Genomic DNA, 25,537 nt, shown 5'->3' with positions numbered 1-25,537 from the left:
TGCTGCGCGCCTTCACCTCAGGAGTCCCATTGTCCAACGACCTCGTAGTACAACTTGGCGCGAAGCTGGATCAATTCGCCAGCGACATGAACCAGGCCGGCGATATGGCGGATAGCGCCATTAGCCGGATTGAACAATCCTTCGCGAACCTCAACCCGACCGCTGGCGGCTTCGCTTCGCTTGGGACGGCAGCGGCTGGCGTGACTGGTGTTGTCGGTGGGCTTCTGGCCGCGATCACCCAGGTAAACAGTCAGCTTGCCGACCTTCAAAAGAACGCTGAGTTTACCGGGCTGACGGCGGAACGGTTCCAGAAGATCCAGTTCGCCGCTGGACAAGGCGGAGTTTCGTCCGAGGACTCCGTCAACGACCTTCGGAAAGTCGCTTCGCTGCTGGCAGACGCTAAGGAGAATGAAAACTCGCTTACCCGCCTGCTTGACGCGAACAACATCAAGTACAAAGACCGTAACGGCCAGGTCATCAGCCTAAACGAATTGCTGACGATCGCAGGCGGTCTGCTCAATAAATTCGATTCCATCCCAGAGAAGACCAAGGCAGCTCAGATGCTTGGTCTTTCCGAGAGTTGGGTTGAAGCGCTGCGCAACGGCAGTAAATCGTTCGAGGACATCGCTCAAGGCGCTGAAGCAGCTGGCGTTATTATTGACGGAGCTACCGTTGCAAAGGCCGCTGCCTTCGATCGTGCTTGGAAACAATCTTCGGCTCAGCTTGCGGCGCAGTTTAAGTCGGCTTCCTCGGATATTGCGGGCTGGCTGGATGAACTGATCGACAAGGCCAACGACCTGGTAAGGACTGCGCTTGCATCGCAGAATATTCAGGCCGGTAGCGGTCAGAGCCTCTTTAATAGGTACGCAGACGCGGCGGACATTTTCCAAAAGAACCTCCGCGGCGCAGCTCAAGACGTCGACCAAGTCACGCGCGCCATTGATGCGATGAACAAGTCTGGCAAGGGCGATCCGGAGATTGTCTCCGCGCTAGAATTGATCCGAGCCAAGGCGCAACTCGCCGCAGAGATGCTTAAGGCTGCAGCTGAGGCGGAGTCGAAAGTTGCTTTCCCCGGTGGCGTTCCAACACCCGCCACCAGGCCAGCGTCGGCCAACAATGCCGACCCCAACGCTGCTCACTTGCCAAAGCGCAAGGACGGTGACGAATCTGCCGACGCATACGACCGTGCCACCGAAACCTTGAACAAATACATCGCCACGACGAATGCACTGGCGGAATCGCAAGGTAAGGGTGCAGCTGCAATCGAAGAGGCAAAGGCGGAGGCGCAACTTCTTAATGCGGCTCAGTTGGCTGGGATTCCCATCACCGATAAGGTCCGCGATCACATTCAGGATCTTGCTCAGGACGCTGGGCTTGCTGCGGAGGCTCTAGCAAACGCGAAGGTCGCTAGCGACATCTCGCGAGGTCAACAGACTGCATTCTTATCGCCGGGCGATGTTCAGATAGCTCAGGAGCTAAAGAATCTTTATCCAGACGTGGCTGATGCTCTGCGTTCAACGGATTCGTCAGCCATCAAGCTTCAGGTGCAATAACATGACGGCAGTTAATATCGCGATCCAGAAGCGTGCCGTTCACATCATGACGGACGGCCTGTCCTACAACAAGGAAGGCCTCGTTGTAGAGGTATCGCCTAAATGCTGGGCGCTTCCTTCGTTGAATGCAGCCGTAGCCTGCATGGGACCGTCGCTGGCTAACATCATCACCGCGGCTGAGTTTACCAAGCGGTTTTCGTCGTTTGATGAAATGATTGCCGGCCTGGAAGAAGCTATGCCGAAGATCTACATCGCCAACTTAAGCCTGTTGACAGAGAATGGCGGTGGTATTCCGGACACGCGCATCTATATCGGTGGCTGGTCCGAAGGTCGTAACCGCCCCGAGGCCTATTCGATCCTCTGCATTCCGCCGGACTCTTTGCAGTATTGGTATAAGACCCACGAGAAACAGAAAGCCGAGTTCGGCGAAAAATCCGTGGTCGCTGACGAGCCGTTCAAACTGGTCCCGCTGGACGATGTGATTATGAATCCGCCGTTCGCCGCCGGGCTGACTGGTGAGCAATGCGGATTCAAGGCGTCGAAGGCAACCATGGCAGACACGCTCGATCCCGAAGTCGACATGGTGGTCATGCTGCAAATGCAGCGCCTTCGCGAAGAACCGCTGCGGCCCGGCTTGCCGGCGACGTCCAAGGTAGGTGGTCACGCCTTGCTAACATCGATCGATGCGGGCGGCATTCGCCAACGTGTGGTCCATCGGTGGCCTGCCGACAAGATTGGCGAGGTCATTGCGCCAGAACACAATACCGATTGGAAGGCGTTTCGCCGCGAGCTTAAGGGCAGGCGGCGCTGGTGGAAGTGAGGGGTCAAAGGCACCCTGTCGTTTTTGGCAGGTGCCGGCAGTCCCCGATGTGGGCATGATCGCCGCGCAAAAAGGACGAGGGTGCCCATGCAACGTTATTACTTCCCGATCTTCCACAACGGCGAAACACAGACGGACGAGGTAGGAGAGCTATTTGGCTCTGCTGAGCTGGCCGTCGAATATGGCGCCCGGGTCGCTCGGGATATTGCGAGCGACCCCGACTGTGACCGTGATGCGGGCACTGTGGTAATCGTCGTTGACGCGTCAGGTGCTGAGATTGCGCGGTATGGGGTGGGTGACGTTACAACTGCTCGCTAGCAGGATGGCGACGTTGCTGCGGTCATCCTAGCGAAAAGAAGGCGTCGGGGTTCGTACGCCTCCTGGTGCTTCATGGCGGCGTCAAGCGTCACCTGAAAGGTGCAACGTTCTTCATCTTCTCGTAGCGCGCCGATAGTTCTTTGAAGATAACTTGGAACCGCTTTGTGCTATCTGCAGTCAGTACTTTTGCTGGGTCAGCACCAATTAGCGACATGAATTCGCGTGCTGGACGGGTCTTGTAGAAATCAAGACCTAGCGCTTTGAAAGCTTCTTCATACCGTTTGACGATGCGCGGTATTTTGGCGTTGAGCACGAGCTTTTTACCCTTCAGCTCAACCTTGTAAGTGTCGGCCACCAGCTTGTCGTAAATCACGGGATCTATGAGGTCTTCGATATCAGCCTCGGAGGGTTTTGGATCGAAGCCGTCCGAGACAAAAAGTATTGCAGTCTCCCGCAGAAGTTTGTTGGTGACGATATCCTTCTGTGTTTCCCGGCCGGCCCGGTCATCGTCCAGCAGAACAAGAACCTTCAAGTCTTCGGAGGCCAACAGTGCGGCCATATAAGAGACCTTCCCAGCCCCGCCGGCGGGGGTGATGGTCAATTCTTCTGGTAGCGCTGCAGCACCCGTCGCGGCAAAGTGCGCGTTTACCGCAGAGAGGATCCAGAAATCAGTTACACCCTCAACAATAAGATTGGAGTGGCCCACAAAGAGTGTTTGGGACAGCTGATATCCGAGCGCAGCTTGAAGCGGGAAGAGCGTCTTTGAATCTCCTGTGGGTACGTTTGAGACCGTAGTACCTGTCTTCTCATCAATATTGACCGTTCTAACAATCTCTAGCGCGTCGGATGGTACCATGAAGGGGGAATGCGTGGTGTAGATGATCTGGTTCTTGTAGTCCTCGCGGAAGTGTTTGAGCAAATGCTCTTGCGATTTGGCGTGTAGATAAAGTCCGGGCTCGTCCAGGAGTAGAATGGCGCCGTCTGCATTCCCACCTTGAGTGTCTGCTGAGAACGTGATGTAAAAGGCGAAGAACCACCTAAATCCTCGGCTGCGTTCGTCCAGGTTGACCTCGACGGGATACTGAGCATTCGGGTCGGAAACTAGAACGGTGACGTTCGGACCGTCGACGTCAACCCGAACCATCAACTGACGGTCTTTCCAGAGACGACGAATTTCGCCAGTTACAAGAGAGCTGGCGCGGTTGAGAATTTGTCCTCTTAATTCATGGTGGTCGCGTTTTTCGTAGAGTTCTTGAGGCTTAAAGCCAGCAACCTTAGCCAACTTTTCGAAATTATCTTCGCGTTCCTTGGTTGCCGGGTTTTGTCCGCGGCGCTCAACGAAGGATGAAAGCTCTTGATGGCCGTGCAACTCAGGGAAGTCCGCTATGTAAACAAATTGCGGAAGCCATTCGAGGACTAGTTTATGCGCCGCTAACTTATTTGCATCGTAGCTAGCTATCTTGATCGCATGATCTTCAAGTTCGGTGAGGAGTTCGTCCTGTTTGTCGTCGAGCATGATGCCCGCGCCGCCGAGGTGTTGTCTCACAGCGGCGGCAGCTGGAGTTACCGCTGCGGCCCAGGCTTTTGATCCCGCATTCGCATTAGCCTTTTCAAGGGCAGCCCAAGCATTGTCGACTTTCGCCTTATGCTCCCCCTCCAATGCAATCCACAGCGGCTCAAGGACTGGTCTTAGCCTCTTAAGCACACTTGTCGTTTTTTTTGCATCCAGTTCAGGCGCCTTTGTTTGGAAGTCGGTCCAGACACTTTCAGCGGCGTAACCGCGGCCGATCGCCACCTTCTTGAGTGGACCTAACAGCGGTGCAAGTTCTTCCGCTTCCTCGGGCGTCAAAGCCCACCAAGTCCAAACAACAACGGTGTTGCCTTTGCATTCCTCCAGCCTGCGGCTGCGGGGGAAGTCCTTGACGGGGTTCAGGGGCTGCCTTTTCCCGGGCGGGTTTAAGGACGTCAATGCCAAGAGCAGGTTTGACTTCCCACTTTCGTTGCGTCCGACTAGCGAGGTAAGATCATTGACGTTGATCCAGCCGCTATCCTCAATGGAGCGGAAGTTCTGGATCTGAAAACTCGTTAATTTCATAGCATCCTCTTTGTTTTTTTTGCTCAAAACATTGTTTGAGAAATTCGTGCGTTGCGCCAGTGAGGCCGCATCTACCTCGTAACCCGGACGTCGCCGTGCTCCCCTTCGTTCGGCCTCTCGCCGTCAAAGTCTGTGTGAGCGAGTAGGGCGCCGATACCAAACAGCACCATTCCGCCGATCCAAATCAATGCGGAGGCTGCAAGAAGCGCCGACGTCCCAACGCCGATGCTGCCGGTGAGACCGAACAGCGTGCCGGCGTTGAACAGCAGTCCAACGACGCCCCAGAGCCAAAAAAGACATGCAAGAAGGCCGCGCCCTGTGCTCTGCTGGCTGCGCAGCCGGAACGTGCGGTCCCATTTTTCTTTGCGTTTGAACAGCCCCATTGGAATCCCCTAGACCGGTCACGACCATAAGGCGAGCGAGCCGGAGGGAGCAACTAGTCTTTAGATGGCTTTGAGAGGTCAGGTGTTTTGAACACGGACTTTCAATGACCCATCTTCATGGTATGCGCCGATCATCTTCTCATTAAGCGTAGCCTGGAGTTGGGCCGCTTCCGGAGAGGCAGGTATCTCTGTAATCTTCATCGGCAATGAAGTGGTCCCCTGAATTATCTTACTCAGTCCGTGCATTATGGCGATCTGGGACTGCTCTAGGTCTACGCGTCCTTTGGGATAGTAAATTCCTCGTCTGAGTTCTTCCTCAGAGAAGGTGTAACCGAGCGCGGTGGACATCTCAGAAAGCAAATCGACCAGCCGTTCGGTGACGCGCTCGTTCCATGCTCGGGCGACGTTCATGTCTTGGTTATCGTCCGGAGGGCCGTTTCCCAGCTCGCCGAATAAGGCGCGCCAGGCATGGATAACCTTCCGATCGGCGCTGCCGCCGAATCGTTTAGGAGAAAATTCCAGATCAATGAGATTCAGGGCGCGCACGTATTCGTCGCTGAGCCGTGTAGCCCTATTGGCCATCAACGCCGTGAATATCCACTGTCTCCGTCGTCCGCGCTCGCTGGCTCGCTCAATCCATTTTTGAGTTTGGACTGCGACCACAGGTCCAAGCACCGTCGCGATCACAACCCACCACTCGATAGCCATAAGTGTCCCTCCAGCCTTCGTAAGTAACAACTGCAACCGTAACGAGAACGCAAGGCGCCATGTCGGGGGATTGACATGTGTTTGCCCTTGCGCAGCCGCGACTCAGGAGCCGCCTTCCGCAGCGCAATTCGGCGCTTTGTGGAGGCGAGCATGCCGTCACGTATTCAGAAACATCGATCACACGAGGAGCGTAGTGCGGCCAGACGGAAGTGGATGAACGTCCCTCCCGGCATGACCCCAGAACTTGCCGATGAGTTCATGCGGCGACTGCGAGCGGGGGAGACGCTGCGAAGGATCACGTCAGGCGACAAGAGATGCGGCCCTGCATTGGTCACCCCTCAGCGTTTCAAGAAGCATTGCGAGCTGCACCCAGAGTGGGCGGTGGAGGCGAGGCGGCTGATCAAGGCGAATGAACAAGCGGCTGCTCTCCGGCGAACCAAAGTGAACCTGGAGCTTGCGCGTGAACAATCCGCAATCAGCCGCCGCACGGCCGAGAAATGCAAAAATGGTCACGTGCGGACCATGCACAACACGTTCTACGTGGAGTACGGGGGCTGTCTGGTCAGGCGCTGCAAAGATTGCAACAAGCTTGCTCGCGAGAACCGCATGCCAACGATCGAGCGGGTGAGAGCGTCGGTCGCTTACCTTCACGAGGGTGGGACATTAAGTTCTGGCGGGACGTACACGCAGTCCGTCATGAGGAATTTTATAAGAGTACATCCGAAAATTGGTCGAAGGCTCGTTGCCATCTCTGCAAAGAATGCGTCCGCTCATCGGAGCGCTGCACAGCGATCCAGGCGGCGGTTTGCAGCTGTGTCCCTGACCCGAAATGACGGCGAAGATGCCTACGAAGCCGTATGGCAAGCTACGGCCCATCTTTCGAGGGACGAACGCGGAGACGTCATGTCTCGGATGTTTCTTGCAGTAGCCGAGGGGCGCCTCAGGCTGAGTGATGCGAGAGCGCGTGTTGGCGAGTTTCTGTCGGATCAAAGGTATCGACCACGGGTTTACGGCGAATACAGCTTGAATAGCCCGGTAGGCGACGATGACGGCCTGACCTGGCTCGACACGAAGACGGATGCGGACCGGCTTTGGGCGTAGCAGCGAAGGCCGCAGGACACCGGTTACAGCGCCTGCGGCCCTTGCTGGCTACCGTTCCGCACGAGCGGTCCCAACGGTCAACTGAAGCCCAGCCGCCTGTGGAAGGCAAGCCAAGGCGCGCCAAAGCGCCCCGAAAGGGGTTGTTTGTTCTGCGAATCAGATGATGATGTCCGTGGGCGTCGAAACCCGGACCAGAGCTATAGCCGCACATCCTTGGTCAGGATGCTCCCGATTGGCGTCGGGGGTGATGGCTGAATGCAAACATTCCCAACCGGAATGTTCGCGACGGACGCACTTGGCGGTGCGGCTCCGAACCCTGCCTTTATGGCCGGGGTCGGGCGTGCTGTCCAGCCCTCACGGGTAAAAGCGCTCGGCTCGTCGCTCTGGCGAGTTTCGACCCCCCGGCTGCAGTGGCTGTCCCGCTGCACGGGCCGTCGAAAGCCCTTACGACAGAGCATCACCACAATGAACGCCCATACCCGAATCCATACCGCGACACCCATCACGGTCGGCGCCACCACCTGCGAACTCATTGCAATTCACGACATAGCCCACACCCTGGCGGCTGTACTGACTGGGCTGGCGCTGGCACCGCGCTGTAGCGGACCGGTCGATGCGTGGGTGCAGACCCTGCTGGAGGGGCTGTACGCGGCCCGCGGCAGCGCGGCGGCAGCGCTGCTGAACCGCACCGACGAGAACCAGATGCGCGCTTCTGTGCTGGCGCAGAGCCTGGAGTGGGCGATTGAGGACGAGGACTCGGCGGCGCTGCTTCGGGTGGTAGAGGACGTGGCATCCCGGCCGGGGGCGGTCGCGCTATAATCACCAACGTTGAATCGGCGGCCAGTCATGGCCTGACGCCCATCAAGCCCACGCCGCCGAGGCCCGTCCCTTGAAAGAGGGCCGGGCCCGCTGTTCTCCGGGCGAGAACAGATTGTGATTTAATAAATCTTCGTTTGTTCCAAAAGCGTGTATTTATAAGCGGAACACCCAGAAGTAAGCCGCGCCTCAGTGGGCGGCTTAGAGACGACCCCGGCTTGGGGGGGCTGGAGGTTATAGGCCGGGGCCGCTCCGCCAGCTCAGGAGAGGAGCTAGCAAGACAGCAAGCCGGGCAATGATGCTAGGTTCCTCCCGGAGCGCCAGCTGGGGCCGGTAACGAAGTGTTACAAATTCGCTGAAAAGCAGGTTTGTGCCGCATTCGTCCCGGAGCGACCGTGTACAGTTCGATGAGTGCGTCGGCCTCAGCCGGCGAGGTGAGCAGAGCAACTTCATTCAGGGGCGCGCTCTTGCCCAATCCCGACAACGACAATAACCGCTTGCTCACACCCGAGCAGGCGGCCTCTTGGCTTAACATCACCGAAGATCATCTCCGCGACCTCGTTAGCGAGGGCGCCCTCGGATACATCAACGTCGGCCTCGGCAAAAAGCGGCCACGCCGGCGATTCACTGAGACGGATCTGAACGAGTTCATTGAAGGCCGCCGCAGGAGGGAAGTGCCGTGTCCGTCTACCGTGACAAGCGTTCGCCGTATTACCAATTCGACTTCCAGCACGAAGGTCATCGGTTTCATGGCAGCACGAAATGCGCGACTAGACGGGATGCAGAAAAGTTCGAGGCTGCACAGCTAGAGAAGGCCAAGGCGCTTGTGAAGGCGACGCGGCGCTCCAAGGCGTCGCTCTCCATTGATGACGTTGCCGACCGCCTCTGGAAGGATAGCGCGCAATACGACTCGGAGCCGAAGGCAACCGAGACCAATCTGGCGCGGCTGATCGAGTACTTTGGCAAGGAGAAGCCGCTAACAGAAATCGACCACAAGGCCGCCAAGGAACTGGTGGCGTGGCGGCGTGGCCACCGGGTCTCTCGCCGCGGCAAGCGTACCAAGGAAGCGGAGCAGGCCCTGCCGCTGGTCTCAAACGCTACGGTCAACCGGTCGGCGACCAAGGTGCTGCAGCGCTTGTTCACCTTCGCCAAGGCCGAGAAGGTGGTATTCGAAAATGAGCCCGAGTGGGGCAAGCTTTTGCTGGCAGAGCCGGAGGAGCGAGTCCGCGAACTCAAGGGTGAGGAGGCCGATGCGCTCGAGGAAGCGATGCGGCTCGACTACGCACCGTTCTTTGATTTCGTTCGCGCCAGCGGCATGCGGCTGAGGGAATGTGTGACGCTGCGGTGGTCCGAGGTGGATTTCGGCACAAAGCAAATTGTCCGTCTCGGCAAGGGTGGGCGGCGCGTAGTGTTTCCGATCACGGCAGCGGTCCGCGAGATCCTGTTTCCGCTGCGGGAGCAGCACCCGGAGTTTTGCTTCACCTACGTGGCGGTCTACGGCAACAAGCGACTTGGCCGGGTGAGGGGCCAGCGCTACCCGCTGACCTACACGGGCGCTAAGACGGCCTGGCAGCGGCTGCGGGCCGGCTCTGGGCTGAAGGACTTCCGCTTCCACGACTTCAGGCACGACTTCGGAACGAAGCTTCTTCGCGACAGCGGTAACCTCAAGCTGGTGCAAAAGGCGCTCAATCACAGGGACCTTAAAAGCACCCTGAGATACGCGCATGTGCTGGATGAGGACGTTGCCGCAGCGGTCGAGCGGCTCGCAGAGTCCCGGAAAAAGTCCCGGAGTAAACTCCGGGAGGTGGGTTAAGCACCTGAGTTAACAAAGGAATGGGGAATCCGCATTCCACATTTCAGATGTCGTTTGCGGCAACGCTCGGCTTGGTCGCACTGGTGCAGATCGGCATGCCCAATTTGTTTGCCTCGCCGGACAATTCGGCGACTGCGCGCATTGCGATGTGGGGTGGGCGCGAGATTGCGATGCTGTTCATGGCTTCGCTGATTGCGGGACTTGCGACGACGCCCTATGCCGCCTTTCATTTCCACCGTGTCACGCCGTTCGGCGTGCTCGCCAATCTCGGCGCGATGCCGGTGGTCTCTGCGCTGGTGATGCCGGCGGGGCTGTTGGGGCTGCTTGCTGCGCCGTTCGGGCTGGACAGCGTGTTCTGGTGGCTGATGGGGATTGGCATCGAGTGGATGGTCGCGGTCTCGCGCTGGGTCGCGGCCTTGCCGGGCGCGGTGGGCCGCATCCCGGCGTTCGGGATCGCGCCGCTGATCGCGGCGAGCCTGGGAATCATTGTGCTCGGCTTGTTGCGCACGCCGCTGCGCTGGTCCGGCGCCCTGGTGCTGCTGGCAGCGATCCTCTGGGGACTGTCGGCGCGGCAGCCCGACATCCTGATTGCCGGGGATGGCGCCAGCGTCGCGGTGCGGGGCAGGGACGGATATCTGCACCTGATCAGGACGAACAAGGACAGCTTTCTGCTCAAGGAATGGCTCGCTGCCGAGGCCGATCCGCGCGATGCGGGCAGAGCCTCGCTTGCCGATGGCGTGTCCTGCGACGAATCCGGCTGCGTGACGCCACTGGCCGACGGGAGGCTGGTCGCGCTGGCACTGCGCGTCGACGCTCTCGCGGACGATTGCAGTCGGGCCGCGCTGGTGGTGACGACTCGTCCCGCACCGCCTGATTGCGCGGCGATGGTGGTCGATCGGCAGCGGCTCGCCAGCCAGAGCGCGCTGGCGCTGACGCAGCGTGGTGACGGTTTTGTGGTTCAGGCAGTGAGGGCGAGAGGCACGAGCCGCCCCTGGTTGCCGGCCGGCGCCGGCGAGGGTGATTTCGACGGCAGCCTCGCGCCAAAGTCGACCGCGCCTCGCATCAAGGACGCAACGCCGGCGGACACCGACCTGCAAGCCGACGATTGATCTGATGGTGCGGAGCAACGCAGTGGTTCGGTGCGTCCGTTCGGATTAGCGGGGTGCAAACCACACCATCTCGCCGGCCACGGCCGGCGATGGCGATTTAATCCTGACCTCCGACTTCGTAGCCGGAGGGCGGCTCTGTCAGCCGATCGGCAGGTGCGTGACGGTCGGCTGCCTGTCGGCGGTGATCTGCGCCTTGTGCTCGCGCTCGGTGACCGACTGAGTCACCGGCAGTTGCAGCACCGTCGCGCGCTGGCCTTCGACGAGCTGCGTCACCAGCACGTATTTGCCGTCGGGGAATTCGATCGCATCATGATGGCGGTCGGGAACGTGCGGATCGATCTTGCCGAACTTGCCCACGCGGGAATTGATGGTGCGCGTCCAGATCCAGCGATTGTCGTAGCGGACGTCGTCGGCGAAGGCGAGCTCCGTCCCCGGCAGCAGGCAGACGGCAACAGACGGATCGGCTGCAGAGGCGAAGCCGCGCGTCGAGGTGCCGCGGAAGCTTGTCGTGACGATCGTCTCGCCGACTTCGGCGGGGCGCGACGCGACGGCATGTAGGCTGTAGTCACACATCGGGTGCTCCTCATGCTGGGATAGCAACCCGCGTCTCTTATCGAGGCGCAGGCCTCTATCAGAGTGGAAGCACGAACGCTCTGCTTGGTTGTGGGCAAATCTGCGGCTGGCTTCCGCAAGCCGCGATCACATTATCTTTCCCGAATTCAATAGGAACAAAGCTCGCCGCGATGCATTCGGGAGGCGCGTACGCGAACATTGCCAACTTGGCTGCAACGGCCGAACTTGACCGCTGGTCGCTGTTTCCTCGAACAACCGAGCCGCGAAGCGGTGCTGCTTGAAGCGGTGCTGCTTCGTCGGCGTGGCGAGGAGCCAGCGTTGGAGGAGGGGCCGGATAGTCTGTGCAGAACCAGAAAGGCTATCCAGCCGGAGCGGACGATGATCCGCTCCAATCTCTGACCGGCGATGTCGATCGGAAGCGCGCGAGGCGCCAAGCACCTCCGGCATGAAGTGCTTCCGATATGAAGTACTGCCGATAGAAAGACTCCCGGTATCAGTACTTCCGGTAAAGCCCGATCAGCTTGCCCTGAATCTTCACCCGGTTGGGCGGCAGGATGCGGACCTCATAGGCCGCGTTGGCGGGCTCGAGCGCGATCGAGGCGCCGCGACGGCGGAAGCGCTTCAGCGTCGCTTCCTCGTCGTCGATCAGCGCCACCACGATGTCGCCGGTATCGGCGCTCTCGTTGCGCTGGATCAGGGCCATGTCGCCGTCGAGAATGCCGGCTTCGACCATCGAGTCGCCGCGCACTTCCAGCGCGTAATGCTCGCCCGAGCCGAGCATGTCAGGCGGTACGCTGATAGTATGGCTGCGGGTCTGCAACGCCTCGATCGGCGTGCCGGCCGCGATGCGGCCCATCACCGGCACCGCGACGGGACGTTCGCCCTCGTCAGCGGGCAGGCTCGCGCTCGCACGCACCTTGCCGAGATTGCCCTCGATGACGCTCGGCGTGAAGCCGCGGCGGCTGCCAGCGGCTGCCTGGAGCTCCGGCAGCTTGATGACTTCAATCGCACGGGCGCGGTTGGGCAGGCGTCGGATGAAGCCACGCTCCTCGAGCGCCGTGATCAGGCGATGGATGCCCGACTTCGAGCGCAGATCGAGCGCATCCTTCATCTCGTCGAAGGAGGGCGGCACGCCGCTTTCCTTCAGACGTTCACTGATGAACCGCAGAAGCTCGTATTGTTTGCGCGTTAACATCTCGACCAAAGTCCCCCGGTTGATGTCGTCCGATTCCGAGACGCTGAATTCGGCCATAAGCCGCTGCATGCTCGAAACAAATCATGAACAGACACTATATGTTCGATACATGTTCCGCAACTGCTTAATTTACCGTGAACAGAGCAAAGTGCGCGGAACGCGCGTTGCGGGGGCGCTCAGACGGGGAGCCGCAACACTTCGCAAGCCGTGCCGGCTTCGGCCTTCGGCGCGAATGGTGCGCGGACGAGAAGTACCTGTGCTGCAGCGAGATTCGCAAGCAGCGAAGAGTCCTGATGATTGACGGGAACAACGACGCGTGTGCCATCGTCACGCTCCTCAAGATGCGCGCGCAGATAGTCCTCGCGCTGGTCGTTGGCGCCGACGTCGCGGCCGAGCACGGCGCGTTCACGGCGATGGTGAATCACTGAACGGCCCGACAGGGCGCGAATCAGCGGCACCATGAACAGGAAAGCGCACACGTAGGACGATACGGGATTGCCCGGCAGGCCGATCACACCCATTGCGCCGAGTCGCCCGTGCATCATCGGCTTGCCTGGCCGCATCGCGATCTTCCAGAACGCCATCGCGATGCCTTCGTCCCGCAGTGCCTGCTGGACCAGATCGTGGTCGCCGACCGATGCGCCGCCGGTCGTGATCAGGACGTCGGCGCCGCTCTCGCGGGCGCGGCGGATGCCGGCGGTGGTGGCCTCGAGCGTGTCGGCGGCAATACCGAGGTCGATGGTCTCGGCGCCCTCGCTGCGGGCGAGCGCGTGCAGGGCGTAGCCGTTGGAATAGACGATCTGGCCGTGGCCGGGCGTGGTGCCCGGCATCACCAGCTCGTCGCCGGTGGCGAGAATCGCGACCTTCGGACGCCTGACAACGGCAAGGTGCGGATGATTCATCCCGGCGGCGAGCGCGAGGTCTCGCTCGGTCAGACGGCTTCCCTTGCGCAGGAGCACGTCGCCCTCGCGGAAATCGACGCCGGCGGGGCGGATGTGCCGGCCGGCGATCGCGGCTTCCTTGATCGTGATGCGCTTGCCGGCGGCGACCGTGTCCTCCTGGATCACGACGGCGTCCGCGCCAAAGGGAACGACGCCGCCGGTGAAGATCCGCACGGCCTCGCCGGCTCCGACCGTCCCCTCGAACGGTCGGCCCGCTGCGACTTCGCCGATGACGGTGAGCTCCGAATCGATCGTCGCGGCATCGGCCGCGCGCACCGCGTAGCCGTCCATCGCCGACATCGCTTGCGGCGGCTGCGTGCGCCGCGCCACGACGTCACGCGCGAGCACGCGATGGTAGGCCTCGTCGAGGGAAATCATTTCTTCCGGCAGCGGCTCTGCACCCGCCAGCACCGCGGCAAGCGCGTCAGAAACCGGCATCAAGGCCACGGCGAAAACTCCTGCTCGGCACGTTCGGGCGAATGTTCCGCACGTCTTCTAGCCGAGCGCAGGCGCAGAGGCAAAAGCGGCTGAGCAGGCACAGTCATCCCGCCCCTTCACATTGTTCCGGAAGGCAGGATCAAGCGCGTCGCGGCATGATCCGAAGGAGGTCACAGATCGGCAGGAGAGTGGTCATGGAAGCGACGAAAATCATGGCAAGGCGAGAACGCGCCATGGCCTGAATCGATCAGCTCCCTGCCTGCCCGGGAGTTACGTCGGGCGCCTTGGATCCCTGATCCTTGTCCGGCAGCGGGTCGGCTTGGGATTTCAGGTCGGCGGCCTTGCTCACAAGCTTGGCGGAAAGGTCCGAATCTGAAGTTGTCCTCGCGAATTCAAGAAGAAGAGAGGCCTGCTTGGTGAGGTAGGTTTTGCCCAGCACGATGATGCATCCGTCCGTAGAAGTCCCAACGGACTCTAAGAGTCCGGAAGGCGGTATTCCGTTCCCGGAACTCTGTATAAAAATGCACAAAGTGATCCGGTTCCTCAATTTTTCAAAATTGGTCCGTCGGGCCGTGCCGTCGTGGGTTTCGCGACAACGGACGTCGTCAAATGCCCAATGCCTTCAATGCGTTCCCGACGTCACGCGGCGAGGTCACATGCACCGTCATCAAGCCGCGCGCGCGCGCTCCCTCGATGTTTTCGGCAAGATCGTCGAAGAACACGATGCGCCCGGCGGGCACGCCGATCGCCGCAACGACGTGGTCGAAGGCCTCCGCATCCGGTTTGCGCAGGCCGATGCTGGACGACAAATACAGCTCGCGGAAATGGCCGAGGAGGTCGGCATATTCCCTCGAGAAATGGTCCACGTGCGGCCGGTTGGTGTTGGAGAAAGCATAGAGCGGCATCTGTTTCGCTGCGCGCGGCAGCAGCTCGGCGATGTCAGGCATTTCGCCGGCGAAAATCGCGTTCCAGCCTTCCAGGAATTGCGCGTCCGAAATGCCGATTCCGAGCGAGGCTCGCAATGAGGCGAAATAGTCCTCATCGCTGATCTTCCCCATCTCGTGCAACCGATAGGCTTCGCTGTCCCGCACATAGCGCGCGACGATGGCTTCGGGCTTGCAGCCGGCATGTCCCGCCCAGCAGGCGATCGCCTTGGAGAAATCGATATCGAGCACGACGCGGCCGAGATCGAACAGGAGCGCATCCGCGCTGCCGGGAGAGAGCGATGTCACCTGCGTCCTTTCACTCAGTATCGATACGGCTCGTGGTCGAACAGCGGAAACGCGCTGAACACACTCGGCGCGTTGGTTGCGGTCGCCTGGTGCAGGCAGGATTTGTTGACCTCGGCGAACGAGGTCGCACCCAAGAGGCCGAGGCAGCGCAGCACTTCGTCCTCGAGCAGTTCCAGCATGCGCGCCACGCCGGCTTCGCCGGCCGCCGCCAGCGCCCAGCATTGCAGCCGGCCGATGCCGACGAGGTCGGCGCCCGCCGCGATCGCCTTGACGATGTCGGTGCCGCGACAGACACCGCCATCGACCATGATCTTGGCGCGGCCGTTCACGGCGTCGACGATCTCGGGCAGCACGTGCATGGCGCCGCGACCGTGATCGAGCTGACGGCCGCCATGGTTGGAGACGTAGATCCATTCGACGCCGTGATCGATCGCGATCAGCGCGTCCTCTGGCGTCGCGATGCCCTTGAGGATCAGCGGGATCTTGAACTTGTCCTTGATCATCTTCACCGTCCGCCACTCCAGACCCTTCTGGTAATCGCCCCCGGTGGCGCGCAAGCGGCTCTCGCGAACGTAGCGCTTGGCGATGTCACGTTCGCGGCGGCTGTAGTGGGCGGTGTCGACGGTCAGGCAGAAGGCGGCGTAGGCGTTCTTCTCGGCCCGGCTGACGACGTCGGCGACGAAGGCGTCATCGCCGCGCACATAGAGCTGGTAGAGCCGCAGCGCGTCGGACGCAGCTTCGGCGGTCTTTTCTAGGCCGGGCTCGGACACCGAACTGAGCATGTGCGCCGCACCGAAAGTGCCGCAGGCGCGTGCCACGCTCGCCGCACCATCCGGATCGAAGATCTCGAGCGCGCCGACCGGGGCGAGGACCACGGGCAGGCGCATCTTGCGGCCGAACTGTTCGACCGAACCTGTAACCTTGCGAACATCGCGCAGCACGCGCGGGCGGAAAGCGATCTCGTCCAGCGCCATGCGGTTGCGACGCATCGTGGTCTCGGTCTCGGCCGCGCCGACGATATAGTCCCATGCATTCTGGTTGAGGTTGGCGCGGGCTTTCCGGATGAATTCATGCAGATTCTGGAACGGCTCGGTGCTGGCGCCGAGCTCGACGTTCCTTTCCGGTTGGATGCGGGGTGCTTCGTTCATTGTTATCCTCCCGAGAATTTGAAGCCTTCCCTGATCGCCTAACCCGTCCGGGGCGCCAAAACCATCCTAAAATGGCATGGCTGCGAGGCGCGGGCCGGCCGGCCGACCCCCGCGGCGCACGAACCGGTCCTGCAACGTTGCCGAAAGTTTAGGTCCGGACCAACCGATTTTTACGGTGTACCCGCCGGCGTGGCATCCCGGCCTTGAAGAAACCAGAATGGTATTGTGAGAAGCAGGCTGGATCGCCATTTGCATGGCGGCTCCCAGCCCCACCGAACCGCGAAGCAAAAAGGCCAGCCTATCCATGCGGAAAACCCTGCTGTTTCCACTGGGCGCGCTCACCGGAGCGTGTCTGACCCTTTTGGTAGCCAGTCCGCACGGCGGCGTATGGGCGGCACGGGCGGCAGCGAGCGCGGATGACGCCTATTCCAAGCTCAATCTGTTCGGCGAAGTGTTCGAGCGGGTGAAGGCGAGCTATGTCGAGAAGCCTGACAATGCCAAGCTGATCGAAGGCGCGATCACCGGCATGGTGACCTCGCTCGATCCGCACTCGCGCTACATGAACGACAAGGCCTGGACCGAGATGCAGGAGACCACCTCCGGCGAGTTCGGCGGGCTCGGCATCGAGGTCACGATGGAGGAGGGGCTGGTCAAGGTCGTCTCGCCGATCGACGACACGCCGGCATCCAAGGCCGGCATCATGTCGGGCGACCTCATCAGCAAGATCGACGGCGATGCCGTGCAGGGCATGACGCTCGAGCAGGCCGTCAACAAGATGAAGGGGCCGGTCGAGACCCAGACCAAGCTCACGATCGTGCGCAAGGGCGCCGACGCCCCGCTCGACGTCGCGATCAAGCGCGAGATCATCCATGTGCGTCCCGTGCGCTTCCACGTCGAGAACGGGGATATCGGCTATATCCGCGTCACCTCGTTCAACGAGCAGACCACCGATGGCCTGAAGAAGGCGATCGCATCGATCACCAAGGAGGTTCCGCCGGAGAAGCTGGTAGGCTACGTGATGGACCTGCGCAACAATCCGGGCGGATTGCTCGACCAGGCCGTGTCGGTGTCGAGCGCGTTCCTGCAGCGTGGCGAGGTCGTCTCGACCCGCGGCCGCAATCCGGAAGAGACCCAGCGCTTTACCGCCCATGGTGGCGACCTCACCAAGGGCAAGCCGCTGGTGGTTCTCGTCAACGGCGGCTCCGCCTCAGCCTCGGAAATCGTGGCCGGCGCGCTGCATGACCACAAGCGCGCGACGCTGATCGGCACGCGCTCGTTCGGCAAGGGCTCGGTGCAGACCATCATTCCGCTCGGCACCGGCAACGGCGCGCTGGCGCTGACCACGGCGCGCTACTACACGCCCTCGGGCCGCTCGATCCAGGCCCAGGGCATCGCGCCCGACATCGAGATCCTCCAAGACGTGCCGCCCGAGCTGAAGGGCCGGATGGACACCATGGCGGAGTCCCAGATGCGCGGTCATCTCCAGGCAGCCGACGGCACCGAGCAGACCGGGTCGCAGTCCTATGTCCCACCGGAAGCGAAAGACGACAAGGCCCTGCATACGGCCTACGACTTCCTGCACGGCCAAACCGCGAATGCGGTCGCCGCCAAGCCGGCGTCGAAGGCTGCGGTGCCGAACTAGGCGCTCGCGACGGTAAGGTGTTGATCGCCCGGGAGCGGATAGCCGTTCCCGGGCGAACTTGTTTCGGGACGCTGTGTCAGCTCGGGTTCATGGCCGCGAAGGTGGCCTCGTAGCAGCCATCGCGCTCGGCCCAGCGGCGGGCGCGGTCGCGCTCGACCAGACCTCGCCGCTGGACCCGCAACTCCAGCGATTGCATGACCTCCGCGACACCCTGCGTCGTGTGTATCGAGGAGAGCTTCTGGGAATGCCGCTGCGCCGACCACGAGGTCCGAACTAGCTTGCCTCGCGGCGCCGGCCTTCCTCGCCATTACGCCGGGCGAGACGGCTGCGATGAGCTGCGAACAGCTCCAGCACCTTGTCGGCGGGCTTTGCGGCGCTGAACAGATAACCCTGCATCTCGGAGCAGCCGAGCGCGCGCAGCAACCGCTGCTGCTCCTCGGTCTCGACGCCCTCGGCCGTGGTGGTCATGCGGCGGGCGGCCGCGAGATTGACGAGCGCCTGCACGATGCTGGCGGAGCCGTCGGGGCCGGCGATGTCGTTGACGAAGCAGCGGTCGATCTTGATCTTGTCGAACGGGAAGCGGTGCAGATAGCTTAGCGAGGAGTAGCCGGTGCCGAAATCGTCCAGCGCGATGCGGACGCCGATGGCGCGGAGTTGATGCAGGATCGCAAGCGCCGTGTCGTCGTCGCGGATCAGCACCGCCTCGGTGATTTCGAGCTCGAGCCGGCTCGCCGACAAATTGGAGGCGGCAAGCGCCGCCATGATCTTCAGCGCCAGCGTGCCGCTCTTGAATTGCACCGGCGAGACGTTGACGGCGAGGCGGATGTCGTCGGGCCAGTTCGCCGCGTCCCGGCAGGCGGTCGCCAGCACCCATTCGCCGATCTCGTTGATCAGGCCGGTGTCCTCGGCGATCGGAATGAACTCGGCCGGCGAGACCATGCCGCGCTCGGGATGGCGCCAGCGCACCAGCGCCTCGCAGCCGGTGATGCGGTCGTCCTTCAGGCTGAGGCAGGGCTGGTAATACACCTCGAGGCCGCCTTCGCGTCCGCCTTGGGCGATGGCGTGGCGCAGGGCGATCTCGAGCTGCCGCCGCTCGTGGATCTTGGCGTCCATCTCCGGCTCGAAAAAACGGTAGGTGCGGCGCCCGGCGGCTTTGGCGGCGTACATCGCCATATCCGCGTTCTTCAGGATCTGGTCCAGCGCCGTTCCATGTTGCGGCGCCAGCGCGATGCCGATGCTGGCGTCGGTGGCAAGATGATGTCCCATGCAGTCGAACGGCGCGCGGATGGCCTCAAACACCCGCGCGACGAGTTCGTTGACCTGATCCAGCGATGTCACCGCGCTCTGGACGATGGCAAATTCGTCGCCGCCGAGGCGCGCCACGAAGTCCGTCGGCCCCGCACAGCGGTGGAGGCTCTGCGCGACCGACTTCAGGAGCTCGTCGCCGACGAGATGCCCGAGCGCGTCGTTGACGCCCTTGAACTCGTCGATGTCGATGTAGTGCACCGCGAGTTGTTCGCCGCCGGCGACGAGATCGAGTTCCTGACGCAGATGCTCGTGGAACATGGTGCGGTTGGGCAGGTCGGTCAGTGCGTCGTAATGAGCGAGATGGGTGATGCGCTCCTCGATACGCCGGCGCTCCGTGATGTCCTCATGCGTCGCCACCCAGCCGCCATCCGTGAGCGGTTCGTTCACGATCTGGATCGAGCGACCGTCGGAGGTCTCGACCACCATGGAATTGCGCACGTGGACGTCGCGCAGGACCCGTGCGACATACTGGTCCGCATCGCCGGTGAACGAGCCGGTGGCTTTGCGGTGTGCAATGATGTCGTGAAAGCTGCAGCCGGGTCTCACGATTTCGGCCGACAGCCCGTACATCTCGATGTAGCGCTGATTGCAGATCACGAGCTGCTGCGAGGCGTCGAACAGCAGCAGGCCCTGGGTCATGTTGTTGACGGCGCGGTCGAGACGCTGCTTTTCCAGCGTCAGCCGTTCCCGCGAAAGACGATGCTGCTCCAGGAGCTTGCGAACGATCGCGATCAACACGCCCGCGATGGCGAGCGCGGAAGAGGCCGCGACCGAGATCAGGATGCCGATCTGCTCGCGCCAGTCCGTCAGGGCCGTCGCGCGCGTCGTGGTGGCCATCATCAGGATCGGGAAGTGAGGCAGGGCATGTGAGGAAATCAGCCGGTCCTCGCCGTCAACGGGGCTCATGAAGCGGCCGGTAAAATGGTCGAGCCCGAAAACCCTTTGATGCGCGAACGGACCGTTCTTGAAATTCCGTCCCATCAATTCACTGGAATGGGGATAACGGGCGAGCATCGTGCCGTCCCGGTGCAGCATCGAGATCGTCGTGCTTTCGCCGAGCACGGCTGACTCGAAGAATTTTTCGAAGTTTGCCGGCTCGATGCCGCGTCCGACCACACCCATGAATTCGCCGTTCGGTCCGACGACCTTGCGCACGATCAGGATGGTCCATGCGCCGGAGATGCGACTGTAGAGTGGCTCGATCAGGACGTCGGGAGCGTCGGGATCGTACCGGAAGGTCTGGAAATAGGCGCGATCGGCAACGTTCACGTTCGGGGCCGGCCATGCCGCCGACGAATTGATCAAATTGCCTTCGGCATCGATGATATTGACGCCGCCCATGTAGGGCAGTGCCTCGATCTTCGAACGCAGCATCCGGTGGAGGTCCTGGCCGGCGAGGCGCTTGCGATAGTCCGCCGCACTGGTGATGCCGCTTGCGCGGACGTAGTCGACGAAATCCTTCTGGATGACCGCGAAATCCTGCAATTGCTGGTCGAAATGATGGGCCAGCATCAGCACGGTGTTTTCCAGCTCGCGCCCGGAGCTGCGCAGCGCACGTTCGCGGAAATTCTGCGCCATCAGCGTCGCGCCGACGGCGATCGCAGCGATCAACAGTGTGCCGCCCACCACCAGCCAGCGGATCGGTCCGCTGCGCACGAAGGCCTGGTCAAAAAGGCGACTGCCGAATCCCGTCATCATGATCGATCGTTGTCGTGCACACGCCAGGGTCAATTCTTGGCCCCGGAAACATCCGTTGGTTTACGGGAACGGAGTGGAGGCGAAGTTAGCAAGCTGGGTTAATGGGCCGTGAAGGGACCCTCGCAAAAGCAATCAATATGCGATCGAGTATGGGCTGATTGCGCTCGCGATCGTCGCCGTGGTGGACGGCCTGGGCAGCAAGCTCAATTCAAAATTCGGGTCGATCAGCGCGTCGTTGAAGTAGCAGCCGCAATCAGACGCGGTAATGGCCGGACTTGCCGCCGAGCTTCTCGACCAGATGGATGCCTTCGATGCGCACGCCGCGCTCCACCGCCTTGATCATGTCGTAGATGGTGAGGCAGGCGACCGAGACGGCGGTGAGCGCTTCCATCTCGACGCCGGTCGGGCCCGTGACCTTCACGCTGGCGCGGACGAGGCAGCCCGGCAGCGTTGCGTCTGGCTCGATCTCGACCGTCACCTTCGACAGCGCGAGCGGATGGCAGAGCGGGATCAGCTCCGCGGTGCGCTTGGCGGCCATGATGCCGGCGATGCGGGCGGTGCCGAGCACGTCGCCCTTCTTGGCGTTGCCGGACACGATCAGGTCAAGCGTCGCCCTGGTCATGACGACGCGTCCTTCCGCGACCGCGAGCCGCTCGCTGGCGGGCTTGTCCGACACGTCAACCATCCGCGCCTCGCCGGAGGCGCCGATATGGGTGAGGGCAGGGCCGGTCTTGGTGTTGGACTGGGTCTTGGACTCGGACTTGGCTGGTTTCGTCGCGGTCGGCTTGCGGGCCATGTCAGCGCGTGCCCGTCGCGCGCGCCGTCGTCTCGCGCGCCAGCAATGTGCGCGTCGCAGCGGTAACATCGGCTTGCCGCATCAGGCTCTCGCCGACCAGGAAGGTCGACATGCCGACGCGCTCGAGCCGGGCGAGATCGGCGGGCGTGAAGATGCCGCTCTCGCCGACCATCAGCCGGTCGCCGGGGATCAGCGGCGCCAATGTTTCGCTGGTCGCAAGCGTGGTTTCGAAGGTGCGCAAATTGCGATTGTTAACGCCGATCATCGGCGAACGCAGCTTCAGCGCGCGGTCAAGCTCGGCGCGGTCGTGGATCTCGATCAGCACGTCCATGCCGTGGGCGATGGCGGCATCCTCGAGCTCCTTGGCCGCGGCATCATCGAGCGCCGCCATGATGATCAGGATGCAGTCGGCGCCGTGCGCGCGGGCCTCCGCCACCTGATAGATGTCGAACATGAAATCCTTGCGCAGCACCGGCAGTGACGTTGCCGCGCGGGCCGCCACCATGAAGTCGAGATGGCCCTGGAACGAGGGCGTGTCCGTCAGCACGGACAGGCAGGCAGCGCCGCCGGCCTCATAGGCCCTGGCCAACAGCGGCGGATCGAAATCGGCGCGGATCAGGCCCTTTGACGGCGACGCCTTCTTGACCTCCGCGATCAGCGCGTAGTCGCCATTGGCGTGCTTGGCCTTGATCGCGCGCAGGAAGCCGCGCGGTGCTGCTTGCGCCTTGGCCTTCGCCTCTACCGCCGACAGCGGCTGCGCGCGCTTGGCCGCAGCGATTTCTTCGCGCTTGTAGGCTTCGATCTTGGTCAAGATGTCCGACATGTCAGGCTCAGCCGTTCGAGACCGCGATCAAATGTTTCAGCCGCGCGCGCGCCGCGCCGCTGTCGAGTGATTTTGCGCCGATCACGACACCTTCCTTGAGATCCCCGGCACGCCCCGCCACGACCAATGCGGCAGCGGCGTTGATCAGCGCGACGTCACGGTAGGGGCTCGGTTTGCCGCCGAGCACGCCCTGCAAGGCGATAGCGTTGGCGTCGGCGTCGCCGCCTTTGAGTGCACCGGCCTCGCAGCGCGGCAGGCCCGCGTCCTCCGGCGTCACCTCGAAATTCCGGATCTCGCCATTGTGGAGCGCGGAGACGAAGGTCGGGCCGGTGAGGGTGATTTCGTCGAGGCCGTCTGAACCGTGCACGACCCAGGCGGATTCAGAGCCGAGGTTCTTGAGCACTTGCGCCAGCGGCTGCACCCATTGCCGGGAGAACACGCCGACCATCTGCCGCTTCACACCGGCCGGATTGGACAACGGACCGAGCAGGTTGAAGATCGTGCGTGTCGCAAGCTCCACCCGGGTCGGGCCGACGTTCTTCATGGCGGGATGATGGGCGGGCGCGAACATGAAGCCGATGCCGCATTCGCGTATGCAGCGGCCGACCTGCTCCGGCCTCAGATCGATCTTCACCCCGAGCGAAGCCAGCACGTCGGCAGCGCCCGAACGCGACGATAGCGCGCGGTTGCCGTGCTTGGCCACCGGCAGACCGGCGCCCGAAACGATGAAGGAGGCACAGGTCGAGACATTGACCGAGCCGGAGCCGTCGCCGCCGGTGCCGACAATGTCGACGGCGTCCGCGGGCGCATCGACCGTGAGCATCTTGGAGCGCATGGCCGAGACCGCGCCGGTGATCTCGTCCACGGTCTCGCCGCGTACCCGCAACGCCATCAGCAGGCCGCCCATTTGCGAGGGCGTAGCCTCGCCGGACATCACGGCGTCGAAGGCGGAAGCCGCTTCGTCACGCGACAGGCTGGCGCCGGTCGCCACTTTTCCAATGATCGATTTCAGGTCGTCCATCGCGTGCTTTCAACTCACTGGTTCGCGCCGGTCACCTGCGCGAAGGCGGCCTGATTAATCGTGGTCCCGATGTCGGTTTCAAGCTTGTTGACGTAGGACGCGACCTGCTCCTCGGTCTGCGCGCGGTCGAGACTGTCCTTCAGCTTCTTGACCGCATCGGAAGCGGCATCGACGGTGGGATCGATGATCTCGGTAACGCGGAACACGATCACCTCGGTGCCGCCGGTCACTGCCGTCTGCCCGACGCCGTCCTTGGCGACGCGGAAGGCGGCCGACACGATGGCCGCGGGCACGCTGGCGGGCGAGTCGTCCCGCTTGAAGCCGGTGGCGGTCTCGACCTTGGCGCCGATCGCGGCTGCTTCGTCGGCGAGCTTGCCGCCAGATTCGAGCTTCTGCACCATCTCGGTCGCCTTGGCCTTCAGCTTGGTCGCGATCTGGTCCTGGCGCCAGCGCACCTCGACCTGGTCGCGAACCTCGTCGAGATTGCGGTCGCGCGAGGGCGTGATGGCAAGCACGTCGTACCAGACATAGCCGCCCTTGAACGAGATCGAGTCGTTGTCGACGCCGACATCGGTGTTAAAGGCCTGCGACACCACGTCGAGGCCCTGCGGAATGCCGGAGACCGGCTGGCCGCTCGGCGCGCGGCCGGAACGGTCGACGGCGTCGATGGTCACGGCGGTGAGGCCGAGCTTCTGCGCCGCGTCGATCACGCTGGCACCGCCGCCGCGCTCGTCTTCCATCTTGTCGCGGAGATCGGCGACCTTGACGCGCGCACGCTCGGTGGCGATCTCGCGCTTGATGTCGGCGGCAACGCTCGCGTAGTTCGCCTCAGTGCCCGGCTCGATCTTTTCGACCTTGACGATCGACGTGCCGAGACGGCCCTGGATCGGCTGGCTGATTTCACCGGCGGGAAGCGCGAAGACAGCGTCTCCAACTGCGGGATCGAGCGAGGATTTGGTCACGAGCCCGAGATCGACGTCAGACGCGCTCAGTCCGCGCTCCTTGCCGAGGTCCTCGAACGACGTCCCGCTGGTGAGCCGCTCGCGTGCGGCCTGTGCCTCGGCGGCGTTGGGGAATACGATCTGCTGGATTTGGCGCTTCTCCGGCGTGCCGAGCCGGTCCTTGCGCTGGTCGAATGCTTTCTTGGCGTCCTCGTCCGACACCTCGCTCCACTTGCCGATCTCCTCCGGCGAGACCACGACGAACGCGATCTTGCGATATTCGGGCGCGCGGAACTGGACCTTGTGATCCTCGAAATAGGCGGCGAGCGCCTCCGGCGATGGCGCGTCGATGGTGCCTGCCTGGGCTGCGTCGAGCCTGACGAATTCAATGGCGCGCTGCTCGTTCTGGAAGCGCGTCAGCACGTCGAGCATCGCCTTCGGCGGCTCGAGGCCGGCACCGATCGTGCCGGTGATCTGCCGACGCAGTGAGACCTTGCGCTGCTCCGAAACGTAGCGCTGCTCGGTATAGCCGAAATTGCGGATCACGGACTGAAAGCGGTTCGAATCGAAGTTGCCGCCGACGCCCTTGAAGTTCGGGTCGTTCATGATGAGCTGGCGGATCTGGTCGTCGGACTGGCCGAGCCCGAGCCGGCGCGCCTCTTCGTCGAGGGCGGCTTCCGCGATCGTCTGCTGGAGCACCTGACGGTCGAGGCCGAAGGCGCGCGCCTGCTCAGGCGACAGCGGCCGGCCGAACTGGCGGCTGATCTGCTGGAGGCGATCAGTGTAAATCTGGCGGAACTCGTTCAACGAAATCTCGGTGCCGCCGACCTTGGCCACGGTGGATTGCCCAAAACCCTTGAAGATGTCGGCAATGCCCCAAACGCCGAAACTGATGATCAGCACGCCCATCACAATGGCCATAATGGTCTTGCCGAGCCAGTTTGATGAGGCCTTGCGCATTCCTCGAAGCATTTGGTCCAACTTGTTTGGCAGGAGGGGAACGGGAGCGCGTCTTAATGCAGATTCCGCAAAAGCGCGTCACCAAATTGATCAATCATCATAAAG

At 62.2% G+C, this 25,537-nt stretch carries 21 protein-coding genes and 2 pseudogenes; 9 read left to right on the top strand and 14 right to left on the bottom strand.

Annotation, left to right across the window (positions count from 1 at the left end):
• Positions 1-29: 29 nt before the first annotated feature.
• The 3 genes from IVB19_RS19400 to IVB19_RS19390 all read left to right on the top strand — a co-directional run bounded on the left by IVB19_RS19400 (position 30) and on the right by IVB19_RS19390 (position 2,691).
• Positions 30-1,553, top strand: coding sequence for a hypothetical protein (locus IVB19_RS19400; RefSeq protein ID WP_247819792.1), 1,524 nt, complete (start codon positions 30-32; stop codon positions 1,551-1,553).
• Position 1,554: 1 nt separating this feature from the next.
• Entirely contained in the window at positions 1,555-2,373 is an 819-nt protein-coding gene (locus IVB19_RS19395) for a hypothetical protein (protein WP_247819791.1), read from the top strand.
• Positions 2,374-2,460: 87 nt separating this feature from the next.
• Complete coding sequence (locus IVB19_RS19390; RefSeq protein ID WP_247819790.1) at positions 2,461-2,691, top strand: DUF6894 family protein; 231 nt, start codon at positions 2,461-2,463, stop codon at positions 2,689-2,691.
• An 88-nt stretch (positions 2,692-2,779) separates the two neighbouring features.
• On the opposite strand, the gene IVB19_RS19385 is transcribed toward IVB19_RS19390, so the two are convergent.
• From IVB19_RS19385 to IVB19_RS19375, 3 genes are all read right to left on the bottom strand, one after another.
• Entirely contained in the window at positions 2,780-4,786 is a 2,007-nt protein-coding gene (locus IVB19_RS19385; protein WP_247819789.1) for an AAA family ATPase, read from the bottom strand.
• A gap of 71 nt (positions 4,787-4,857) precedes the next feature.
• Positions 4,858-5,169, bottom strand: coding sequence for a YpbF family protein (locus tag IVB19_RS19380; RefSeq protein ID WP_247819788.1), 312 nt, complete (start codon positions 5,167-5,169; stop codon positions 4,858-4,860).
• Positions 5,170-5,247: 78 nt separating this feature from the next.
• Complete coding sequence (locus IVB19_RS19375; RefSeq protein WP_247819787.1) at positions 5,248-5,877, bottom strand: DUF6680 family protein; 630 nt, start codon at positions 5,875-5,877, stop codon at positions 5,248-5,250.
• A 1,566-nt stretch (positions 5,878-7,443) separates the two neighbouring features.
• Between IVB19_RS19375 and IVB19_RS19370 the strand changes: the two genes are divergently transcribed.
• The 4 genes and pseudogenes from IVB19_RS19370 to IVB19_RS19360 form a co-directional block, all read left to right on the top strand.
• Positions 7,444-7,797 (top strand): hypothetical protein, encoded by a 354-nt coding sequence (locus IVB19_RS19370; protein WP_247819786.1) that lies wholly within the window; start codon positions 7,444-7,446, stop codon positions 7,795-7,797.
• Between the two features lie 404 nt (positions 7,798-8,201).
• A pseudogene (locus IVB19_RS40705) lies at positions 8,202-8,447 on the top strand (excisionase family DNA-binding protein); the annotation flags it as partial.
• A 26-nt stretch (positions 8,448-8,473) separates the two neighbouring features.
• Positions 8,474-9,607 carry a tyrosine-type recombinase/integrase gene (locus IVB19_RS19365; RefSeq protein WP_247819785.1) on the top strand — a complete coding sequence of 378 codons (1,134 nt, stop codon included), beginning with the start codon at positions 8,474-8,476 and terminating at the stop codon, positions 9,605-9,607.
• Between the two features lie 32 nt (positions 9,608-9,639).
• Positions 9,640-10,716 (top strand): annotated as a pseudogene (locus IVB19_RS19360) (ComEC/Rec2 family competence protein); the annotation flags it as partial.
• 138 nt (positions 10,717-10,854) lie between these two features.
• Here the strand turns inward: IVB19_RS19360 and IVB19_RS19355 are convergent.
• The 6 genes from IVB19_RS19355 to IVB19_RS19330 form a co-directional block, all read right to left on the bottom strand.
• A complete protein-coding gene (locus tag IVB19_RS19355; RefSeq protein ID WP_018458088.1) occupies positions 10,855-11,289 on the bottom strand; it encodes a hypothetical protein in 435 nt (144 codons plus the stop codon).
• Between the two features lie 493 nt (positions 11,290-11,782).
• A complete protein-coding gene (gene lexA / locus IVB19_RS19350) occupies positions 11,783-12,484 on the bottom strand; it encodes a transcriptional repressor LexA (RefSeq protein WP_026233499.1) in 702 nt (233 codons plus the stop codon).
• Between the two features lie 176 nt (positions 12,485-12,660).
• Positions 12,661-13,872 carry a molybdopterin molybdotransferase MoeA gene (locus IVB19_RS19345; protein WP_018458086.1) on the bottom strand — a complete coding sequence of 404 codons (1,212 nt, stop codon included), beginning with the start codon at positions 13,870-13,872 and terminating at the stop codon, positions 12,661-12,663.
• A 238-nt stretch (positions 13,873-14,110) separates the two neighbouring features.
• Positions 14,111-14,302: a hypothetical protein gene (locus IVB19_RS19340; protein WP_026233498.1), complete on the bottom strand. Its 192-nt coding sequence runs from the start codon at positions 14,300-14,302 to the stop codon at positions 14,111-14,113.
• A 166-nt stretch (positions 14,303-14,468) separates the two neighbouring features.
• Complete coding sequence (locus IVB19_RS19335) at positions 14,469-15,095, bottom strand: HAD family hydrolase (RefSeq protein WP_018458084.1); 627 nt, start codon at positions 15,093-15,095, stop codon at positions 14,469-14,471.
• A 14-nt stretch (positions 15,096-15,109) separates the two neighbouring features.
• Positions 15,110-16,243: an alpha-hydroxy acid oxidase gene (locus tag IVB19_RS19330; RefSeq protein ID WP_018458083.1), complete on the bottom strand. Its 1,134-nt coding sequence runs from the start codon at positions 16,241-16,243 to the stop codon at positions 15,110-15,112.
• 304 nt (positions 16,244-16,547) lie between these two features.
• On the opposite strand from IVB19_RS19330, the gene IVB19_RS19325 reads away from it, so the two are divergent.
• Complete coding sequence (locus IVB19_RS19325) at positions 16,548-17,885, top strand: S41 family peptidase (RefSeq protein WP_026233497.1); 1,338 nt, start codon at positions 16,548-16,550, stop codon at positions 17,883-17,885.
• A gap of 273 nt (positions 17,886-18,158) precedes the next feature.
• Here the strand turns inward: IVB19_RS19325 and IVB19_RS19320 are convergent, their stop codons facing one another.
• Positions 18,159-20,891: a bifunctional diguanylate cyclase/phosphodiesterase gene (locus IVB19_RS19320; RefSeq protein ID WP_018458080.1), complete on the bottom strand. Its 2,733-nt coding sequence runs from the start codon at positions 20,889-20,891 to the stop codon at positions 18,159-18,161.
• 142 nt (positions 20,892-21,033) lie between these two features.
• Between IVB19_RS19320 and IVB19_RS19315 the strand changes: the two genes are divergently transcribed.
• On the top strand, positions 21,034-21,135 hold the full coding sequence (locus tag IVB19_RS19315) for a Flp family type IVb pilin (RefSeq protein WP_085353576.1): 102 nt from the start codon (positions 21,034-21,036) through the stop codon (positions 21,133-21,135).
• A 9-nt stretch (positions 21,136-21,144) separates the two neighbouring features.
• On the opposite strand, the gene moaC is transcribed toward IVB19_RS19315, so the two are convergent.
• Genes moaC through IVB19_RS19295 form a run of 4 tightly spaced genes read right to left on the bottom strand, consistent with a single transcriptional unit; the run spans position 21,145 to position 25,444 of the window.
• Complete coding sequence (gene moaC / locus IVB19_RS19310; protein WP_018458079.1) at positions 21,145-21,687, bottom strand: cyclic pyranopterin monophosphate synthase MoaC; 543 nt, start codon at positions 21,685-21,687, stop codon at positions 21,145-21,147.
• Position 21,688: 1 nt separating this feature from the next.
• On the bottom strand, positions 21,689-22,510 hold the full coding sequence (trpC, locus tag IVB19_RS19305) for an indole-3-glycerol phosphate synthase TrpC (RefSeq protein ID WP_018458078.1): 822 nt from the start codon (positions 22,508-22,510) through the stop codon (positions 21,689-21,691).
• Between the two features lie 7 nt (positions 22,511-22,517).
• Positions 22,518-23,531, bottom strand: coding sequence for an anthranilate phosphoribosyltransferase (trpD, locus tag IVB19_RS19300; RefSeq protein WP_018458077.1), 1,014 nt, complete (start codon positions 23,529-23,531; stop codon positions 22,518-22,520).
• A 14-nt stretch (positions 23,532-23,545) separates the two neighbouring features.
• Positions 23,546-25,444, bottom strand: coding sequence for a peptidylprolyl isomerase (locus IVB19_RS19295; protein WP_026233496.1), 1,899 nt, complete (start codon positions 25,442-25,444; stop codon positions 23,546-23,548).
• Between the last annotated feature and the right edge of the window lie 93 nt (positions 25,445-25,537).

This window comes from Bradyrhizobium sp. 187, from assembly GCF_023101005.1.
GTDB lineage: Bacteria > Pseudomonadota > Alphaproteobacteria > Rhizobiales > Xanthobacteraceae > Bradyrhizobium > Bradyrhizobium canariense_D.
The sequence above is the reverse complement of the archived record's forward strand: the minus strand, read 5'-3'. Positions and strand labels throughout refer to the sequence as shown.

Bases quoted from the DNA above. Each gene is read 5' to 3' on its own strand.
- moaC (WP_018458079.1), bottom strand. From the start codon at position 21,687: ATGGCCCGCAAGCCGACCGCGACGAAACCAGCCAAGTCCGAGTCCAAG.
- IVB19_RS19370 (WP_247819786.1), top strand. From the start codon at position 7,444: ATGAACGCCCATACCCGAATCCATACCGCGACACCCATCACGGTCGGC.
- IVB19_RS19295 (WP_026233496.1), bottom strand. From the start codon at position 25,444: ATGCTTCGAGGAATGCGCAAGGCCTCATCAAACTGGCTCGGCAAGACC.
- IVB19_RS19325 (WP_026233497.1), top strand. From the start codon at position 16,548: ATGCGGAAAACCCTGCTGTTTCCACTGGGCGCGCTCACCGGAGCGTGT.
- IVB19_RS19330 (WP_018458083.1), bottom strand. From the start codon at position 16,243: ATGAACGAAGCACCCCGCATCCAACCGGAAAGGAACGTCGAGCTCGGC.
- trpC (WP_018458078.1), bottom strand. From the start codon at position 22,510: ATGTCGGACATCTTGACCAAGATCGAAGCCTACAAGCGCGAAGAAATC.
- IVB19_RS19375 (WP_247819787.1), bottom strand. From the start codon at position 5,877: ATGGCTATCGAGTGGTGGGTTGTGATCGCGACGGTGCTTGGACCTGTG.
- lexA (WP_026233499.1), bottom strand. From the start codon at position 12,484: ATGTTAACGCGCAAACAATACGAGCTTCTGCGGTTCATCAGTGAACGT.
- IVB19_RS19355 (WP_018458088.1), bottom strand. From the start codon at position 11,289: ATGTGTGACTACAGCCTACATGCCGTCGCGTCGCGCCCCGCCGAAGTC.
- IVB19_RS19395 (WP_247819791.1), top strand. From the start codon at position 1,555: ATGACGGCAGTTAATATCGCGATCCAGAAGCGTGCCGTTCACATCATG.
- IVB19_RS19320 (WP_018458080.1), bottom strand. From the start codon at position 20,891: ATGATGACGGGATTCGGCAGTCGCCTTTTTGACCAGGCCTTCGTGCGC.
- IVB19_RS19385 (WP_247819789.1), bottom strand. From the start codon at position 4,786: ATGAAATTAACGAGTTTTCAGATCCAGAACTTCCGCTCCATTGAGGAT.
- trpD (WP_018458077.1), bottom strand. From the start codon at position 23,531: ATGGACGACCTGAAATCGATCATTGGAAAAGTGGCGACCGGCGCCAGC.
- IVB19_RS19390 (WP_247819790.1), top strand. From the start codon at position 2,461: ATGCAACGTTATTACTTCCCGATCTTCCACAACGGCGAAACACAGACG.
- IVB19_RS19380 (WP_247819788.1), bottom strand. From the start codon at position 5,169: ATGGGGCTGTTCAAACGCAAAGAAAAATGGGACCGCACGTTCCGGCTG.